At 43.5% G+C, this 17,810-nt stretch carries 18 protein-coding genes and 1 pseudogene; 3 read left to right on the forward strand and 16 right to left on the reverse strand.

The annotated features are described in order from the left end of the window. Positions 1-25: 25 nt before the first annotated feature. The gene (locus E2K98_RS06365; RefSeq protein WP_133333422.1) at positions 26-742 is read right to left on the reverse strand and encodes a response regulator; all 717 of its coding nucleotides are present in this window, start codon (positions 740-742) and stop codon (positions 26-28) included. A gap of 171 nt (positions 743-913) precedes the next feature. On the opposite strand from E2K98_RS06365, the gene E2K98_RS06370 reads away from it, so the two are divergent. From E2K98_RS06370 to E2K98_RS06380, 3 genes and pseudogenes are all read left to right on the forward strand, one after another. Continuing rightward, on the forward strand, positions 914-2,176 hold the full coding sequence (locus E2K98_RS06370; protein WP_133333423.1) for a dicarboxylate/amino acid:cation symporter: 1,263 nt from the start codon (positions 914-916) through the stop codon (positions 2,174-2,176). Positions 2,177-2,281: 105 nt separating this feature from the next. Beyond that, positions 2,282-2,488 (forward strand): hypothetical protein, encoded by a 207-nt coding sequence (locus tag E2K98_RS06375; RefSeq protein WP_165976191.1) that lies wholly within the window; start codon positions 2,282-2,284, stop codon positions 2,486-2,488. Positions 2,489-2,726: 238 nt separating this feature from the next. After that, positions 2,727-2,876, forward strand: a pseudogene (locus E2K98_RS06380) (EamA family transporter); the annotation flags it as partial. 224 nt (positions 2,877-3,100) lie between these two features. Here E2K98_RS06380 and gucD read toward each other — a convergent pair. The 15 genes from gucD to E2K98_RS06455 all read right to left on the reverse strand — a co-directional run bounded on the left by gucD (position 3,101) and on the right by E2K98_RS06455 (position 17,789). Further along, positions 3,101-4,567 (reverse strand): alpha-ketoglutaric semialdehyde dehydrogenase GucD, encoded by a 1,467-nt coding sequence (gene gucD / locus E2K98_RS06385; protein ID WP_133333426.1) that lies wholly within the window; start codon positions 4,565-4,567, stop codon positions 3,101-3,103. Positions 4,568-4,593: 26 nt separating this feature from the next. Further along, positions 4,594-5,577: an NAD(P)-binding domain-containing protein gene (locus E2K98_RS06390; RefSeq protein WP_133333427.1), complete on the reverse strand. Its 984-nt coding sequence runs from the start codon at positions 5,575-5,577 to the stop codon at positions 4,594-4,596. Positions 5,578-5,612: 35 nt separating this feature from the next. Beyond that, positions 5,613-6,617, reverse strand: coding sequence for a proline racemase family protein (locus tag E2K98_RS06395; protein WP_133333428.1), 1,005 nt, complete (start codon positions 6,615-6,617; stop codon positions 5,613-5,615). A gap of 13 nt (positions 6,618-6,630) precedes the next feature. Further along, positions 6,631-7,653, reverse strand: a complete 1,023-nt coding sequence (locus tag E2K98_RS06400; RefSeq protein WP_133333760.1) for a proline racemase family protein — start codon at positions 7,651-7,653, stop codon at positions 6,631-6,633. A 19-nt stretch (positions 7,654-7,672) separates the two neighbouring features. Further along, positions 7,673-8,860 carry an NAD(P)/FAD-dependent oxidoreductase gene (locus tag E2K98_RS06405; protein ID WP_133333429.1) on the reverse strand — a complete coding sequence of 396 codons (1,188 nt, stop codon included), beginning with the start codon at positions 8,858-8,860 and terminating at the stop codon, positions 7,673-7,675. A 123-nt stretch (positions 8,861-8,983) separates the two neighbouring features. Next, complete coding sequence (locus E2K98_RS06410) at positions 8,984-10,222, reverse strand: NAD(P)/FAD-dependent oxidoreductase (RefSeq protein WP_133333430.1); 1,239 nt, start codon at positions 10,220-10,222, stop codon at positions 8,984-8,986. Beyond that, the gene (locus tag E2K98_RS06415) at positions 10,219-10,560 is read right to left on the reverse strand and encodes a (2Fe-2S)-binding protein (RefSeq protein ID WP_133333431.1); all 342 of its coding nucleotides are present in this window, start codon (positions 10,558-10,560) and stop codon (positions 10,219-10,221) included. Before E2K98_RS06415 ends, E2K98_RS06410 begins: the two co-directional genes overlap by 4 nt. Next, a complete protein-coding gene (locus E2K98_RS06420; RefSeq protein WP_372512657.1) occupies positions 10,547-10,864 on the reverse strand; it encodes a (2Fe-2S)-binding protein in 318 nt (105 codons plus the stop codon). The genes E2K98_RS06415 and E2K98_RS06420 overlap by 14 nt, the downstream gene beginning before the upstream one ends. A 25-nt stretch (positions 10,865-10,889) precedes the next feature. Next, positions 10,890-11,771, reverse strand: a complete 882-nt coding sequence (locus E2K98_RS06425; RefSeq protein ID WP_133333432.1) for a dihydrodipicolinate synthase family protein — start codon at positions 11,769-11,771, stop codon at positions 10,890-10,892. A gap of 39 nt (positions 11,772-11,810) precedes the next feature. After that, a complete protein-coding gene (locus tag E2K98_RS06430) occupies positions 11,811-12,527 on the reverse strand; it encodes an ABC transporter ATP-binding protein (protein ID WP_133333433.1) in 717 nt (238 codons plus the stop codon). Further along, the gene (locus E2K98_RS06435; protein ID WP_133333434.1) at positions 12,524-13,294 is read right to left on the reverse strand and encodes an ABC transporter ATP-binding protein; all 771 of its coding nucleotides are present in this window, start codon (positions 13,292-13,294) and stop codon (positions 12,524-12,526) included. The genes E2K98_RS06430 and E2K98_RS06435 overlap by 4 nt, the downstream gene beginning before the upstream one ends. Next, a complete protein-coding gene (locus E2K98_RS06440) occupies positions 13,281-14,264 on the reverse strand; it encodes a branched-chain amino acid ABC transporter permease (protein ID WP_133333435.1) in 984 nt (327 codons plus the stop codon). Before E2K98_RS06440 ends, E2K98_RS06435 begins: the two co-directional genes overlap by 14 nt. Before the next feature lie 3 nt (positions 14,265-14,267). Further along, entirely contained in the window at positions 14,268-15,164 is an 897-nt protein-coding gene (locus tag E2K98_RS06445) for a branched-chain amino acid ABC transporter permease (RefSeq protein WP_026575356.1), read from the reverse strand. Between the two features lie 119 nt (positions 15,165-15,283). Next, on the reverse strand, positions 15,284-16,438 hold the full coding sequence (locus tag E2K98_RS06450) for a branched-chain amino acid ABC transporter substrate-binding protein (protein WP_133333436.1): 1,155 nt from the start codon (positions 16,436-16,438) through the stop codon (positions 15,284-15,286). A 52-nt stretch (positions 16,439-16,490) separates the two neighbouring features. Beyond that, the gene (locus tag E2K98_RS06455; protein WP_133333437.1) at positions 16,491-17,789 is read right to left on the reverse strand and encodes an aconitase X; all 1,299 of its coding nucleotides are present in this window, start codon (positions 17,787-17,789) and stop codon (positions 16,491-16,493) included. Between the last annotated feature and the right edge of the window lie 21 nt (positions 17,790-17,810).

Below are 17,810 nucleotides of genomic sequence, written 5' to 3' on the forward strand. Positions count from 1 at the left end.
CTCCCCTTCTCCAAACCTTGTGATGTTAAATTCCGTACCGATTAACCGGTCTTCCTACCCCGCCATAATGAACATGTATCTTTACTTTCCCTTCCTTTTCCAAAAAATCAAGATATCTTCGTGCTGTTACCCGGGCTATCCCAATGCCTTCTGCCACTTCCTCAGCAGAAACAGGTGTTTTTTGGAGTGAAAGGTAGCTTGTAATTTTAATTAATGTATTTGGGTTTAACCCTTTCGGCAGGTTCTCCATTTCCTGGTCTTCTTTATTTTTTAAAAATAACAGCTGATCTAACTCATCCTGTCCAAGAGCATCTTTTTCCTTCAATTTCATGCGATATCCTTTATAGTTTTCAAGAGACTTTTTGATTCTCTCAAACGTAAAGGGTTTCATAATATAGTCAATGGCTCCCTGCTGGAGGACACGGTGAACGGTTTCAATATCGTTCGCAGCTGTTATCGCTATCACATCGACCAATAAATCTTCTGATCGTAATTCTCTTACCATTTCCAAGCCATTTACATGGGGCATGTATATATCGATAATGGCCAAGTCTGGTTTGGATTCTTTTATTAATGCAAGTCCCTCAAGCCCGTTTGTAGCAGTCCCAATGATTGTAAATTCTTCAATTCTTTCAATAAACTGGCGGTGTACTTCCCGAACCATTGGATCATCTTCTACTAAAATTACCTTGAATGGAAACAACGCTGTTCCCCCCCTGGTTTTATAATCTATTACTATCATCACCTATTTTATCAATATAGTAAATTGAATAAACACTATTTCCAAGAATTTTTAGATAACAAAAGGAACAATAAGACCAATATGACCAAAATATAATCTTTTCTGAATTTTCTTTTATCATGTAGATAGACGGGATGAAAGCGATACCAAAATTAAAAAAGGGGTGTAACAATGAAGAAGATTAATTTTAAAAATTTAACGGTCCAAGTTTTGACAGGTATTCTTCTTGGAGTTATTGTTGGTTTCTTGTTTCCGAAATTCGGGTCTGAATTAAAGGTTTTAGCGGATATTTTTATTAAACTGATTAAAATGGTGATTGCTCCAATTGTCTTTTTCACGATTGTTATTGGAATTGGAAATATGGGAGATTTGAAAAAGGTTGGCCGAATTGGCGGTAAAGCCCTCCTTTATTTTGAAATTATTTCGACTATCGCTTTAGGAATTGGTTTATTGCTTGTCAATATCCTTAAGCCTGGTTCCGGTTTTGATACTCATGGCGCAAAAGCAAGTGATGTTGCACAATTTACAGAGCAAGCAAAAGAAAGCAGTCATGGATTTGTCGAGTTTATTTTGGGAATTATTCCGGATAATTTTGTTGCCGCTATGGCAAATGGCGAGCTCCTGCCGATCCTATTCTTCTCCGTTCTTTTTGGAATTGCGCTTGCATCGTTTGGAGAAAAAGGGAAGCGAGTTGTTGCATTGTTTGAAGATTTAACCGAAATCTTCTTTAAAATTGTTAATATCGTTATGAAGTTTTCTCCAGTTGCAGCATTTGGTGCAATGGCATATACGATTGGTAATTTTGGTCTTGGCTCTTTAGTTTCGCTTGGCAAATTGATGGGAAGCGTCTACTTGACGATGTTTATCTTTATTGTCTTTGTTTTAGGAGCGGTTGCAAAGTTTTACGGCTTTAATATTTTAAAATTCATCGCCTATATTAAAGAGGAAATTTTATTGGTATTAGGTACTTCTTCTTCTGAATCCGCTTTACCAAGAATGATGGAACGTCTTGAAAAATACGGTTGCTCAAAGTCTGTTGTAGGTCTTGTTGTTCCAACTGGATATTCATTTAATTTGGATGGCACCGCCATCTACCTTTCAATGGCAGCGATCTTTATTGCACAAGCCTATCATGTTGATATTACGATTTGGCATCAGATCACTTTACTCGGAATTTTAATGCTGACTTCTAAAGGTGCAGCAGGTGTAACCGGATCAGGTTTCATTACCCTTGCCGCTACCCTTTCAGCTTTTCCGGTTATTCCGGTTGAAGGAATTGCCCTTCTACTAGGTGTCGATCGCTTCATGTCCGAAGCACGTGCCATCACCAACCTAATCGGAAACGGCGTAGCAACAGTCGTTGTTTCAAAAATGGAAAAAGAATTCCACCCACAAGGTGAAACAGAAGAAGCTGATGTAACCATCAGCGCATAAAAAAGGAGGGTGGAGCTTGGAAACCAAGCTCCACTCTCTTTTTGTAACAAAATTTAATTCGTTTCATACTATAAGGAATAATACAATATGAAAGAGGTGCAGCAATTGACTCAAAATATTACAACAGGACCACATCCTGGACAACCTGGAGCATGTATGGCACAATACAACCATCATATCCATAGTCACTCACACCATCATCACTCCAATCCTCACAATCAACAAATGCCATATATGCAACATATGAACTATGGTAATTATGGGACTACTGGCTGGAGACCACCTGGGGCTTCATTTCCTACTTTTTATTAAATTCTTATCGCGCTGATGTTAGACAAGCTTTCTTAGATTGCACCTTCAAATTTGTGAAACTTTCACACGGTGCCTGTCACCGTTCGTGGACAATTGCCCATTTTTGTACACGTGGAAAGTACACTCAATAATATTTTAATAGAAGTAAAGCTTGGAATTGCTTATTCTAAGCTTTTACTTTGGATTAAAGGCGTTTACATAGGATTGAATATATTAAACAAATTTTCTAGATGCACGATTTGTCGTGCAAACCATTGCCCAAAAATATACGACTCCAACCCATACAGGGCTGCTTTTTTCAATGGAACCCGTGTTTGCAGCTTTCTTCGCTTTTGCTTTCGCAGACGAAATGCTGACGGCAAAAGGATATTTGGGTGCATCATTAGTCTAATTAGGTGTCCTTACAGCTGAATTTGATGTTAAAAAGTATTTATTAAAAAAAGGGACCAACAAAACAAACCAAGGTTGTGAAATGACGAAATAGTCAACTCACAACCTTGGTTTTATTTTTGTTTAAACAAGATTTTCCATCCACCCACAACGGACAAAACTGCCGAATTGTCCACGAGCGGTGCCTGTCACCTTTTTTTTGTCACCTTTTTTACTACCTTTTTATCCTTTTACGAACACAGTTTTGATGGCGGTGAAGAATTCTTTGGCGGCTTCGCCTTGTTCGCGTGAGCCGGAGGAGGATGATTTCATTCCGCCGAATGGGGCTTGAAGTTCGACGCCGGCACTTTCGGCATTGATCCTCACCAAGCCCGCTTCCATATCATCAATAAATGTTAGCATTTTGCCAATATTGGCGGTAAAAATGGAAGCACTTAATCCGTATTCTGAATCATTGGCGATTTCTATCGCTTCTTCCAGTGAATCTACCTTGATTAACGCGAGCACAGGCCCAAAAATCTCTTCCTGCGCAATTGCCATATCCGTGGTGACACCCTCAAAAACGGTAGGATTGATATAAAAACCATCCTTCAACCTCGGATCAACAGGCTGATCTCCTCCGCAAAGCAAGACGGCGCCTTCCTTCTTCGCCACTTTAATATAATACTTAACGGTATTTAACTGGCTCTCACTCGCACAAGGTCCCATCCACGTACCTTCAGAAAGCCCGTCTCCAACCTTAATACTGCGAACCTTCTCAAGTAACAATTCCTTAAACGCCTCATACACCTTTTCGTGAACAATCACCCGGCTCGTGCAGGTACATTTTTGGCCGGTTGATTTCAGACCCCCACTAATAACAGCCTCCACTGCTTTCGCCAAATCTGCATCCTCGGTGACAATCACCGGGTTCTTCCCACCCATTTCAAGCTGGAATTTCGCACCGCGGGCAACGGCCCCTTGTCCAACCCTTTTCCCGGTTGCAGAAGACCCTGTAAATGTAATTCCATTAATATCGGGATGTTCGATAAGTCCATTTCCGATCACCGAGCCTGAGCCTGTTACGAAATTTAAAACACCCTTTGGCAGCCCCGCTCTTTCAAAACACTCCACCATTTTAGCCGCCGTCACCGCAGCTTCTGTAGCCGGTTTAAAAACAACTGTGTTCCCGTATATCAAAGCAGGTGCAATCTTCCAAATCGGTATCGCCACAGGGAAATTCCAAGGTGTGATCACCCCAACCACCCCTAATGGAGCCCTGGTAGTAAACATTAACGCACCGCTATCAGATGATGGGATAACATCTCCAGATTTGCGCATCCCTTCCCCTGCATAATAGCGCAAGATCGCTACACCACGAGCTGTCTCCCCTTTTGCTTCCAGCAAGGTTTTTCCCATTTCTCGTGTCATCGTCTCAGCGATGTCATCCAGGCTTGCCTCTAAGATGTCGGCAACCTTAAACAAATAATTTCCCCGAGAAGGTCCGCCAAGCTTCCACCACGATTTTTTTGCCGTTTTGGCTGCGTCAACAGCCGCTTTTAAATCGGTAATTGTTGATTTTTGCACCTTTCCGACCACTTCAAAGCGGTTTGCTGGACTGATACTTTTAATCACCTCGCCAGATTCACTTTCCACCCATTCCCCATTAATATAATTAAAATATGTTTTTGTAAAAACCTCGGTTTGCATTTGCAAAAACACCACCTATTAAAATATTAAAGTTTTACTTTTTGACCGATCCCCAGTTCCAATGCTTTATCATAAATCGCCTTAGCGACGACCACATCCATCGCTGCTAAACCTACTGATTTAAAAACGGTAATTTCTTCATTGGATTCTCTTCCAGTTCTCATACCATTTATGATTTCGCCTAATTCTCCATAAAGATCATCTGCTTGAAAAAGTCCGGCTTCAATTGGATTAATTAAATCACCGCATTCCTCCAATGCAGCTTCCTTGGCTTCGACTACTACTTTTGCAGCACTTGTAATAATTTCAGTTGGTATTTCCTGCATGCTTGGCTTAAAGGATCCCACCCCGTTAATATGTACACCGAGCGCAACACTTTCAGCGGAAAAAACCGGCCTTTCGGAGGTAGTCGCCGTTACAATAATATCAGCAGCCCTTACTGCCTCATCTGCTTCGTCCGCAATGACAATCTCTGGACACTTCTCCTGGTAGCGAGCCTTTAATTCCTCTGCCAATACAGATGCTTTTGATTTCGTTCGATTATATAAACGAATTTCCCTAACCGAAGGCCGAACATGTAAAATCGCTTCAATCAATCCTCTTGCCTGGCTCCCGGTCCCAATTACCCCCAGCACCAACGCATCCTCTTTAGCAAGATACTTTGTTGCCAGACCGGAAGCAGCACCAGTTCTCAAAACCGTTAAGGAAGAAGATTCCATTAAAGCTAAGGGCTGCCCGGTTTCTACATCGGATAAAACCATGACACCGTAAATGGTTTTGTCTTTATTTTTTGGAAAAACGGAGACGAATTTAACCCCTAGACCGCCTCCGTATTCCACTAAAGATGGCATGAACAAGGCCGTTCCCTCTGTTTGGGAAGTGCTAATTGCCGTGCGAACCGGTGTAACTGTTCTTCCCTCTGAATATTCAACAAGTGCCACCTCTACAGCTTTCATCACATCTTCCATGGTAACCGCTTTTTTTATTTCTTCTTCACTTATAACTAACATCCTCTACCTCCATTTCTTCTCATTCAAGCAGTCTCTTATCCTATTAAAAAACCGCTGCTTAATGGGTCTGTTGGGTCCACAACAAATTGGTGCATACCGGTAATAAAGGCATTCCCAGTAATTTTCGGAATGACTGCTGAATAAGGACCAAATTCTGTTTCTTCAATAATTTCTGCGGCAAATTGGCTGTTCACAATACTCTCATGGACAAATCGCTGTCCTTTCTGTAGATGACCTTTTTGTTTCAGAAGGGCTACACGGGCACCCGTCCCGCTGCCACATGGGGATCGGTCAACCTGCCCATCAGCAAAAATCGTTACATTGCGCGAATCGGAATCTTCAAGATCGGGCTCATCGGTAAAAATAACTCCGTAAATCCCATTAATATCCTGTTCAAATGGATGAACGACCTCAATGGACGATTCAATTTTACGCTTAATCTCCATACCAATTTTTTGTAATGCTGCGAGATGTTCAATATCTATCTTTTGGCCAAATTCATTGGCATCGACAATGGCATAAAAAGCACCGCCATAAGCAATATCAACCAAAATATTTTTTCCATCTACCACTACAGGGTAGTTTTCCATAAAAACAAAGGATGGTACATTTTCAAAGGATACGGACTTTACTTTTGTTCCCTCACACTGGGCATAGGCTGTCAGCTTCCCAGCAGGGCTGTCGATTACAACACGTGTTTCCTCACCCGTTGCCGCAACCATCCCACTTTCAATTGCGTATGTTACAGCAGCAATCGTTCCATGTCCGCACATTGTACTTAGCCCTTCATTATGCATAAATAGAATACCGAAATCGGATTCCCCTCGTTCCGGCGGAGTGATTACACAGCCATACATCCCGTGATGGCCCCTTGGTTCAAACATCAACACCCGACGAACTTCATCGTGATATTTTTTAAAATAAGCACGTTTTTCCAAAATGGTATCCCCTTTTAAAAAAGGAACACCTGATGTAATGATTCGAAATGGCTCGCCGCCCGTGTGCATATCAACGGTTGAAAAATGCTTCGTAAACTTCACCGATTTCTCCCCCTTAATGATCGTCCGCTGCAGGAATTAATAAAAACCCTTCATTTAATTCGTCTTCTTCGTTATAAAGGAATGTATGGAAACCCATCACCCATGCCGATCCGGTTATTTCCGGAATGACTGCCGGATAGCCCTGAACTTCACTTGTTTCCAAAATTCGTGCCTTAAATAATGAACCGACGATGCTTTCATGAACAAATTCTTCACCTACGGCCAAATCTCCTTTATTGAACAGTACAGCTAATTTTGCTGAAGTCCCCGTTCCGCAAGGGGAGCGGTCAATTCCACCCGGAGGGACGACAACCGTATTTTTCAAATTGGCATCCGGATGAACCGGATCAGTATAAAATTCAATATGAGTCAAGCCGCGGATAAACGGAAAAACAGGATGAACAATTTCATTCTGTTGATTAATTGTTTTCCGAATCCTGATTGCTTTTTCTATAATCTCAGAAGCATTTGAAGGGGTAAGTTCCAAATTTAGCTTCCTTGCGTCCAAAATCCCGTAAAAATTGCCGCCGTAGGCAATATCACAGTCGATTTCACCAAAACCTTCTACTTCAACCTTTAGCGATTTATATAAGAAAGACTCTATATTTCGGAATGTTACCTGCTTTGCCTTGCCACTTTCTACTAGGATCTCTGTTTTGACCAAGCCTGCCGGTGTGTCCAATGTAATGTACGTGACCGGCTCAACCGCCTCCACCATCCCCGATTCGATTAACGCGGTACAAACGCCAATCGTGTCATGTCCACACATCGGTAAATAGCCGCCAGTTTCGATAAAAATAACACCGATGTCCGCATCAGGATGACATGGGTCAGTTAGTAATGCACCCGACATAACCCCATGTCCCCGCGGTTCATTCATTAAAAATTTACGAATCCAGTCATATTCATTTTTCATTTGCAGCATTTTTTCTGACATGGTGTTGCCAGTAAGCTTTGGCACACCGCTCGTTACCGTGCGTGTTGGGTTCCCGCCGGTATGTGTGTCAATCGTCGTAAACATTTTTTTCGCCGATATCATCTATGCCACCTCGTTTCTAATGTTTAAGGGTGAATGAAGGCGTAAACCGATCATGACGTAGCGGTTCAACAGGAATAATCGTTTTTTCACGCCCTTCTATCATTTCGGAAATCAACTTGCCCGTTACTGCTGCAAGACTAATGCCGTCCCCTTCATGACCGGCCGCAATATAGTAACCGGGAACTTCCTCCACATGAGAAATCACAGGTAAGTGATCCGGAGTCCACGGGCGTAGTCCTGCATAGGCCCGGATAAAATTCATTTCCTTCAATTTTGGATAAAATCGAACTGCCCTCCGTGCAATACAATGGACGACATCCATATCAACTTTCGTGTCAAAACCAACAAATTGCCGGCTGCTTCCGATTAAAAAGTTTTGACTGACAGTTGGTTCGAATACCAAAGCAACCCCGTATTTTTCGGTTTCAGCATCGACCTTCCTCTCCCCGCCGAATTTGGACAGCAGGTAACCAAATTCCATTACTTTTCTGAGCCCAATTGGGAGATTGCGAGAAGCTACAATGATATGGCCCTTACGCGGCTGGATGGGAAGTTCTAGCCCAACCATTTCAGCCAGTTTTGGTGCCCAAATCCCACCGGCATTGACGACTTTTTTAGCAGTGAAATCGCCGTTTGATGTTGAAACATGAAAAACATCATCCGCCAGCACTTTATTTACGCTCCTGACTTCGGTATTTTTTACGATCCTAGCCCCGAATTTTTGCGCACCTTCAAATAATGCATAGGTTAATAGATACGGATTTACGGTTGAGTCAGAGGGACATTCCAATCCGCCTAAAAGATCGTCGGCAAAGTAGACTGAATCCTGTCTGATATCTTCCCGGTCAAGCAGGCGCATGGGTACTCCGGTTTTATTCTGGCGGTCCACCCATTTTTCGGCGGCCATCATTTCTTCCTCCGTCTCACAGACAAGTATGCTTCCCGGTGCACGGTATTCAAACTCCGATGGCAGCTCCCCGCTTAATTCATGGACTAATTTTTGACTATGTAGGGACATTTCCGAATCAAATCCCGGGTCTTTGTCAATGGCTAAAATATTACCGTCACAACGGGAGGAGGTACCGCTGGCCAATTCCTTTTTTTCAATCACTGTCACTTCGAATCCTAGTTTCGAAGTATAGTAGGCAATCGCGGCCCCAATAACCCCGCCCCCGATAATTACAACCTCTGAATGTGTTTTCATGGTTATCCCTCTTTTGAAAAACTTTTATATTTATCTGCGTAAAAATGACTTTTATCTGCGATCCTTCTGGTTTTATCTGAGTAAATTCAACTTTTATCTGCGATGCATCCTTTTTGAAAGAAATTACCCTTTTTTCACGTATAGCTGATTCCCCATTTCAGCCTCCCAAACCTTAAAAGCCATTTCCACCTGCTCTCTGCCTTTTTCAATCCCGGGATGAAATTGAATGTCAGCCTTTTGCCTGGTTGCCTCAACCTTCTCGAGGGCTGCCCTTAGCGGCTCCTCGAATGAGCGAGTCCCTAGTAGCTCCTCAGCAATCGAATAGCCGGCTACCTCACCCTGGGACATGGCTACCTTTGCACTTTCAATTCCGGTAATGTTTCCGGCAACATATAGCCCTTTCAGACCTGTTTTCATTTTTTCACTATGAATGGGAACATGCCCACCGAGCTCTTCCACATAACGGAAAGAACATCCGGCCAAAGCTGCTAATTCCACAAGTGGATACAAGCCGCCAGCAATACAAACAAAATCCGCTTCAATCAAACGTTCAGTGCTTTCAACTGGATTTCCATCCAAATCAATATCCACCACTCGAACTCCTTCGACCTGCTCCGATCCGACAATTTCAACCACAGCCTGCCGCAGCTTGACTGGAATTCCCCAGACACGAAAACCGCTTTTAGGATAAAACTTCAACCCAAACCGTTTCATCGACGGCGATTTCATCATTCCGCTGCCAAAACGAAGAAATTTAGAGGGGGCAAGATGGGCAACACGCAATAGCGAATCCAGGACTTTCCCTGGGTCACCAGCATCTTCAGTAATCAGACTTTTCAGCGGAAGCATCATTGACTCAATTTCAACCCCAGCTAATTCCAACTCACGGGCAATTGCAGTAGATAAAATATTGACCCCGACAATGACTCCACGCTGTCCCGGCCGTACCCGATGCACATTCGTCATCACCTGGGCCGCACCGATTGACATTACCCCCGGCAAGGTCCAACCGGCAATTGGCAGTGCCGTTTCTGCTGCACCCGTTGCCAGCAGCAATGCTTTAGCCCGGATTGTATCCTTTGTGGTGTATACTTTCCATTCGTCCCCCGACCGTTTAAGGTTGTAAACCGAAACACCCATATCAAATTCCACACCCAATTCACGAGCTTCCGAAATCAGACGTTCAGCCGTTTCGATTCCATTCCACCAGGTGCCATCCGGTTCTTCGTGCAGTTGACCGAGCAGCCTGCCGCCAGGTCGTACGAATTCATCGACCACCTTCACTTTTACTCCAGCACGTGCACAGACAATCGCTGACGAAATACCTGCTGGTCCCGCTCCAACAATAAGAACATCCCTCACAAGGTATCGCCCTCTTTCTTAAAAGGAGTAGGCAGCTTTTCTCCCGAATGGACATTCATCCCATTTCGAATTGGGGTTAAACAAGCCCGAACACCTGTCCTACCATCCACTTGAACTCGACATTCATAACAATGTCCGATATTACAATAGATTCCACGAGGCGTACCCGTCTCTTCCTGGCATCGTAATGTTCGAACACCGCTGGCCAGAAGGGCCGCTGCAATCGTTTCTCCCTCCAATCCGCTAAATACCTGATCGTTAAACGTAAAATTCACTAGACCTTTAATCTTTAATTCTCCCAAAATAGGATGATGGACCACCCGATTATTCTTTTCCATTCGAATCATTCCCAATCATAAAAAATTGGATGGGTCGGACAGGCGGCTGAAACCTTAGCGGAATATCGTTCGTCCGCTCTTTCCCCGTTTGTTTTTCAACAATCCGATCAATCAGGTTGCGGCAGGTCCGCCCGCCGCAATACCCCATTCCAGCCCTTGTCCGGAGTTTTAGTTCCCTGGAGGAACACCCGTGAATCTGAACTATTTCTATTAAATCCTCCAAATATACTTCTTCACAGCGGCAGACTACCGTTTTCGGTTTCTCCAAAAAAACACCAGCTTTCCAATGAATATAGGGGGACAAATTACCTCCCCCTTAAATCCTCAAATTAATTCACCTTCACACTGACCGCTTGCTCGAACGCTTCTTTAATTTTTTGAAGCTCACTCTCAGGCAGCGGCATTCTCGGCGGACGAGTTGGTCCCACCGGTCTGCCGGCAAGTTCCATCGAATATTTAATCGCCTGAACAAGCTGCGGTTTTGCATCATAATGATACAGAGGCAGTGAAGGACGATAGAGTTCCAGAGCTTCTTGTACCCTGCCTTGCGATGCCAATTCAAATATTCGTACCCCTTCTCTAGGAAAAACATTTGGGAATCCGGCAATCCAGCCAGTTGCCCCGGCAATCGGACCTTCCATTGCTAAATCGTCAACACCAATCATTACTTCTAAGTCAGTTTTAGCTAAAATATCATGTACACGGCGGATATCTCCCGAAAATTCTTTTACTGCAACCACATTTTCAATCGCCGATAATTTTTTTAGTAAATCCGGTGTTAAATCAACTTTGTAATCATGGGGATTGTTGTAGGCAATAATTGGAATACCAACTTCCGATAATGCCTCATAATGAGCAAAAATTTCCGCTTCAGTCGGATTATAATTAATCGGCGGCAGTGCCATAATTCCGGCCGCACCAGCAGCTTTTGCATGACGAGCCCAGCCTGCTGCCTGATCAGTAGACGGCGCACCCGTGCCGACAACAACCGGTACTCTTCCATTTGCCGCAACAATGACGGTTTCAATAACCTTTGCCCTCTCCTCAGGAGTCAGCGATGCATATTCTCCAACCGATCCTGCCGGGATAATTCCGTGCACTCCTTCCTTAATCAGCCAATCTACATGCTCCTCCAACTTCTTATAATCAACCTGATATTCCTCTGTAAATGGTGTAATAATCGCGACATAAACTCCTGAAAACTTTGCCATTTCCACATTCTCCTCTCAAACTCGAAAAATATTTTTATTTTATGCTAAATAAGCATTAACCACTTTACTATCTTCTTGCAGTTCCGCAGCAGACCCCTCCATCGTCACCGAGCCTGTTTCCAGCACATAACCCCTTGTCGCTAGCTTCAAAGCAGCTCGCGCATTCTGTTCAACCAGCAAAATCGTTGTCCCTTGGTTATTGATATTGCGGATAATCTTCATAATTTCTTTGACAATAATCGGCGCAAGTCCCATTGACGGTTCATCGAGCATCAACAATTTCGGCTCCACCATCAATCCTCGGCCAATCGCCAGCATTTGCTGTTCCCCGCCAGACAACGTGCCGGCCTTTTGCTTCGCCCGCTCCCTCAGACGGGGAAACAGCTCAAAAATATTTTCCACATTATCCTTAATATGATTTTTTTTCTTTCTTTGGGTAAAGCCACCCAGTTCAAGGTTTTCAAGAACGGTCATTGTGCCGAAAATCCGTCTGCCCTCCGGAACATGGACAATTCCCAGTTCCACAATTTCATGAGGACGTAATTTCGTGATTTCCTGCCCTAAAAAAGTAATTGAACCATTTTGGTTTTTCACGAGACCGGAAATGGTTTTCAGCAGGGTGCTTTTTCCGGCTCCGTTACTACCAAGCATTGTCACAATTTCTCCAGGATAGATGGCGGCACTCACCCGTTCTAGTGCCTGAATTTTTCCATAATAAGAGTCTACATTCTTTAATTCTAAGACGGGAGTGCTCATTCATCGTCCTCCTTTCCTAAATAGGCTTCAATCACCAGTTGATTTTGGAAGACTTCTTCCGGGCTGCCATCGGCAATTTTTTTCCCATAATCCAAAACCGTTACATTGTCTGCTAATTTACTAACAAGGCCAATATCATGTTCGATGATAAAAATCGTCAGGTCATATTCCTTATGAATTCGTTTAATCAACAGAATCAGTTCTTCCCGTTCACTTTTATTCAGCCCTGCAGCGGGTTCATCAAGCAGTAACAACTTCGGCTGAGAGGCAAGGGCTCTGGCAATTTCCACCTTCCGTTGCAGCCCATATGGCAGGTTTTTCGCTTGGCGGTTTGCATAATCACTAACGCCGACAAATTCCATTGCTGATTCCGCAACGGTTTTAATTAATTCTTCTTCTCTTCTTTGCGCGGGTGTACGAAAAATAGCTCCTAGATAGCCCTGTCTTGTTTTGCTGTGCATCCCGCTCATTACATTTTCAAGCACCGTCAACGACGGAAAAAGACGGATATTTTGAAAGGTTCGAGCCATGCCCAATTCGGTGATTTTACTTGGCTTTTTCCGGACAATATTATTACCATCGAAAATGATATTTCCTTTGCTAGGTTTGTAGAACCCTGTAATGATGTTGAACATCGAGGTTTTTCCAGCCCCGTTCGGTCCAACAAGCCCGATAATTTTACCTTTTTCAATCGTGAAACTGACATTATCAACCGCCTTCAGGCCACCGAACTGTAAGGTTACATTTTCGATACTAACCAGCGACATGGCGATCCGCCTCCGTTTCTTTTCCTGCTGAAACCGATGCCCTTTCCTTTGCGGACGGCCAGATTCCTTCCGGACGGAAAATCATCATGACCACGAGGAGTCCGCCAAAGATTAGCAGGCGCCAGTCGGAAAAATCACGCATCACTTCCGGAAGGAGAATGACAAATACTGCACCCAATACCACTCCCGGAATTCTGCCTATCCCCCCCAGAACTACAGCTAATAAAATCATCGCTGATTGGTTAAAGCTAAAACTCTGCGGAGAAATCGCCGTCATTTTTACCGCAAAAATTGATCCGCCAAAGCCGCCGACTATCGCTCCAAAAATATAGGCTAATAGTTTTGTCCTCCAACGGTTAATTCCCATTGCTTCCGCTGCATCTTCGTCCTCGCGAATATATTTCCAGGCTCTTCCTAATCGTGAATCTCCTAGTCTTCTGACAATAAAGATCATTAAAATGACAGATACAAATGCCAGATAATAAACCCCTGTTAGACCTGTTAATTGGAAAGAACCAATCGAAGGCTTTGGAATCCCGTAAATTCCCGATGCACCGCCGGTAAAATGAAGATTTATGGCAGAAATCCGGACAATTTCGCCAAACCCTAATGTGACAATCGCCAGGTAATCACTTCTGAGACGAAGTGTGGGTGCCCCGATAATCACGCCTGCAATTGCAGACAGAATTGCGGAAGCAATAATCGCAATCCAAAAGGATAGATGGTATTGTGTCATTAAAATTCCCGTTGTGTAAGCTCCCACTGCAAAAAAGGCCGAAAACCCTAAATCTAGCAGGCCGCAAAAACCAACGACAATGTTTAAACCTAATGCAAGAATGATATAAATCAGTGCCATCAGTGCAACATCGATCCAATAGTTGTCTGAAATTAAGGGCAGGCATGCCATTAAGAGAATGAGTACACAAAGGGCTGCTATTTTCAAAGAGTTTTTTTGAACTGTCTTGTCCATAAGCTACACCCTTTCCACTTCATTCTCACCAAGGATTCCCGTTGGTTTAAAGACAAGTAACAGAATCAAGATTCCAAAGGCAAAAACATCCTTCCAGGCGCTTCCTACATAAACGGTTCCGATGGTTTCAACAATTCCTAGAAGCAATCCGCCAAGCATCGCTCCTTTGACACTGCCGATTCCGCCGATTACTGCTGCTGTGAAGGCTTTTAAACCAATGATAAACCCCATGAGGAAATTGATTTGTCCATAATAAACCCCGTCCATCACTCCTGCTGCGGCAGCAAGTGAGGAACCGATAAAGAACGTCATCGCAATGACGCGGTGAACGGCAATACCCATTAAGGATGTAGCCGTCGAATCAATAGCAATCGATCGCATAGCTTTTCCGTACAATGTTTTGTGAATAAAAATATGTAATGCAACCATCATGAAAATAGAGAAGATAATAATGCCCAATTGCATGTAGGATAGATTTGCTCCGAGGATATGAAACCCTTTATTTGATAGATGAATAGGATAGACGCGAAAACTAGCTCCATAGGTAAGCATGATTCCATTTTGTAAAAATAACGAGACCCCGACGGCTGTAATTAAAACGGCTAGACGTGAAGATGCATTAAATAGAGGTCGATAGGCAATTCTTTCAACAACTACACCAAATAATCCGATTACAACCATCGAAATCAATAGGGCTAACCCTAAACCTAGTAAACTTGGCATACCAGTCAAAAAAGATAGCACGGTGAAGCCGACAAAAGAACCTACCATAAATATATCGCCATGAGCAAAGTTCAATAGCCTGATGACACCGAACACCATCGTATAACCTAAGGCAATTAGGCTATAAAAACAGCCAATGATGATCGCATTTATACATTGTTGTATAAATATATCCATCTAGATCTCCCTTTCACGGGGTGTCCTGGTATAATATGAGACACCCCTAAATCTGATTTTAAACCGTTGGACATCCATAACTGTCTAGCCCCCATCCTGTACGGGCGCTATCTTCTTTTCTATTGTGCCAATGTCATTTGGCCATTTTTAACAATCAATACAACAAAATTAGAAGTGGCAGTCTCTCCATTTCCCTTAAACTTCAATGGACCGCTGAACGTTTCAAAGCCATTTGTTTCGTTTAGCGCCTTGATGACTTTATCCTTGTCTGTTGAACCCGCGCGTTTGATTGCATCCGCCATGACTTTCATCCCGTCATAAGAAATCGCGGAGTATGGTCCTGGATCTGCACCAAATTTTTCTTTATATTTTGGGATCCAATCCTTCGCACTTTCTTGGAATTGCGGTGTTGGAGTAGTCGTTACAAATAGCCCTTCTGCATTTTCCGGACCAGCGATTTTAATAATCGTTGGATCGTTTGAGCCATCACCTACACCAAAGGCACCGGAAACGCCGGCTTGCTTAAATTGTTTTGCCAAAAGTCCGCCGACATTATAGTAACCCGTCCAGTAAGTTGCATCTGGTTTAAGTTCCTTCAGTTTGGTCATGAGTGAGTTAAAATCTTTTTCCTCTGGATTGACCGCGTCAAATGCGATGACCTTTGCACCCATTCCTTTTACTTCATCTCTTGTTCTTTCTGCGAGGTCAACTGCATACGCGGAATTATCATTGATTATTGCGATTTTTTTAGCGCCAAATTTGTTTACCATATATTCAGCAGCAGATTTAGCCTGCGCCGGCGCGGTACTATTTAATAGAAAAATATCTTTGAAGCCTTGCTCAGGAATTTTCGCAGAGTTTGCAGCTGTTAAAATCCAAGGGATATCTGCTTGGTTCATAACACCTGATGCCGGCAGAACAGCACCTGAGCAGTATCCGCCGACAACTGCTACGACATCCTTTGATACGAGTTTGTTAGCACCGGCTGTGGCAATTTGCGGGTCACAGCCTTCGTCCTCTTTAACAAGTTTGATTTTCTTTCCGTTGATACCACCGGCAGCATTGATTTCATCAGCAGCCATTTGAATCGCATTATTCATGTCCTCACCCATTTTTGCACTTGAACCGGTAATTGGGGTTAGCGTTCCAATCAATATTTCGCTGCCTTTGTCCTTGCCATCAGAGGAATCTGATCCTCCCGTTTTCGAGGAACAGGCAGTAATCATCATCATGACGATTACAAGTAATCCTAAGCGAGAAAGCCATTTACTCATTCAAAATATCCCCTTTCTTTTAACAAAATCGGATTGAAAACGGTTTCATTATCTAATAGAGCCACTTTGGTCGGCTAATGATTGGTCTGCCTGCGATTGCAGATTGTACGCAATCTTTAATGCTACTAAAATAAATTTTGCGATTAACTAGGCCAGGAGCATAGTGCGCATATTTTGCAGAGTTGGTCATTAATGTTTGACATTTATCCGGAATCACTGGAGTGTTAATCATACATAAACAAGTATCGGTCAAGAATTTTATTCCGAAGTGCTCAATTCTACCGGCCACACCGTTGTTGAGGGCTTGTTCATAAACGTATTGGGAGGTCGTGATGATGAATTCTGACTGGACTTTTACTGGAGATTTTTTTTCGATTAAGTTCTGGGCTTGTTCTACTTCCTGTTCAATTATTTCTGCCAAAAACTCGCATTCCTCATAGGAAAAATGCGGACTTCCAAGTGTGATCATATCAACCTTTGCTTCGGCACCGGAAGACAGTTTCTCCCACACTTCCCGTAGTTCTGCTTTTGACACTTTATGTATGGAAGCTGGAGGTTTATTGCCCAAAGCATTTTCCACCGATTGTGCTTCAGGTGTAATTCCGACAATATGAAACATTCCAACGGAACCGGCTGTTGCAGTGGCAGCTCCAAAGGCCTTTAAATCATCGGCTGATGGGGTATGGTTTAGACCGGTAATCACAGGTACACCACCATTTACCCTTTGGCCAACAAAATAACCAAAAACTGGATAGAAGAAGGCGTCTATCTCGTGAATCTCCTCCACATCGATTAAAATGGTGCCTTTCCTGTTTTCCTCAAGATGAAGACCTGTTAAGGGAACCCGGCCGATGATGGCAGCACAAATATCCATCAAATCCCCATAGCGGTTTGTTTTTGCTCCAAGGACACTATTGGCATAGACGACGGCATTTGATTCTGCCCAGGCGATATCCATTCCTTTTTGCGGTTTTTCCGGCAACAGGTATGGGGTGCAAGTAAAGGTTGGCTTTGCTCCCATCTGCAGATAGGCATCAGCAAGTCTTTGAGCGCAGTTTGCCCATTCCGCCTCGACACCCTGTTCCTTCCAGCGTTTTCGGTCAATAGAGATGGCATTCATAGTTGTCGGAACGGTAACCTTCCCACCCAATTCGGCTAGCGTTTCAGCAAAATGAAGGCTCGCTGGGCCGGTATAAATACAGCCATCAATATGTGCGCACTCAATATCAATTAGCTTTTTTGCCCCTTGAATTTCCGCCATTCGGACTATAACCCTCATGGCTAACTGCTTTGCTTTACCTTCATTTCCTTCAAGAATGCTTCGATCTTTTTTCGTCAATTCAACCTGCATCTTTGACACCTGCCAATTATA

The sequence above is a fragment of the Bacillus salipaludis genome, assembly GCF_004358205.1.

Coding starts and splice junctions, on each gene's coding strand:
- E2K98_RS06440 (WP_133333435.1), bottom strand. CDS start 14,264: ATGGACAAGACAGTTCAAAAAAACTCTTTGAAAATAGCAGCCCTTTGT.
- E2K98_RS06415 (WP_133333431.1), bottom strand. CDS start 10,560: ATGGAAAAGAATAATCGGGTGGTCCATCATCCTATTTTGGGAGAATTA.
- E2K98_RS06390 (WP_133333427.1), bottom strand. CDS start 5,577: ATGTTAGTTATAAGTGAAGAAGAAATAAAAAAAGCGGTTACCATGGAA.
- E2K98_RS06405 (WP_133333429.1), bottom strand. CDS start 8,860: ATGAAAACACATTCAGAGGTTGTAATTATCGGGGGCGGGGTTATTGGG.
- E2K98_RS06370 (WP_133333423.1), top strand. CDS start 914: ATGAAGAAGATTAATTTTAAAAATTTAACGGTCCAAGTTTTGACAGGT.
- E2K98_RS06365 (WP_133333422.1), bottom strand. CDS start 742: ATGATAGTAATAGATTATAAAACCAGGGGGGGAACAGCGTTGTTTCCA.
- gucD (WP_133333426.1), bottom strand. CDS start 4,567: ATGCAAACCGAGGTTTTTACAAAAACATATTTTAATTATATTAATGGG.
- E2K98_RS06430 (WP_133333433.1), bottom strand. CDS start 12,527: ATGAGCACTCCCGTCTTAGAATTAAAGAATGTAGACTCTTATTATGGA.
- E2K98_RS06450 (WP_133333436.1), bottom strand. CDS start 16,438: ATGAGTAAATGGCTTTCTCGCTTAGGATTACTTGTAATCGTCATGATG.
- E2K98_RS06445 (WP_026575356.1), bottom strand. CDS start 15,164: ATGGATATATTTATACAACAATGTATAAATGCGATCATCATTGGCTGT.
- E2K98_RS06435 (WP_133333434.1), bottom strand. CDS start 13,294: ATGTCGCTGGTTAGTATCGAAAATGTAACCTTACAGTTCGGTGGCCTG.
- E2K98_RS06425 (WP_133333432.1), bottom strand. CDS start 11,771: ATGGCAAAGTTTTCAGGAGTTTATGTCGCGATTATTACACCATTTACA.
- E2K98_RS06455 (WP_133333437.1), bottom strand. CDS start 17,789: ATGCAGGTTGAATTGACGAAAAAAGATCGAAGCATTCTTGAAGGAAAT.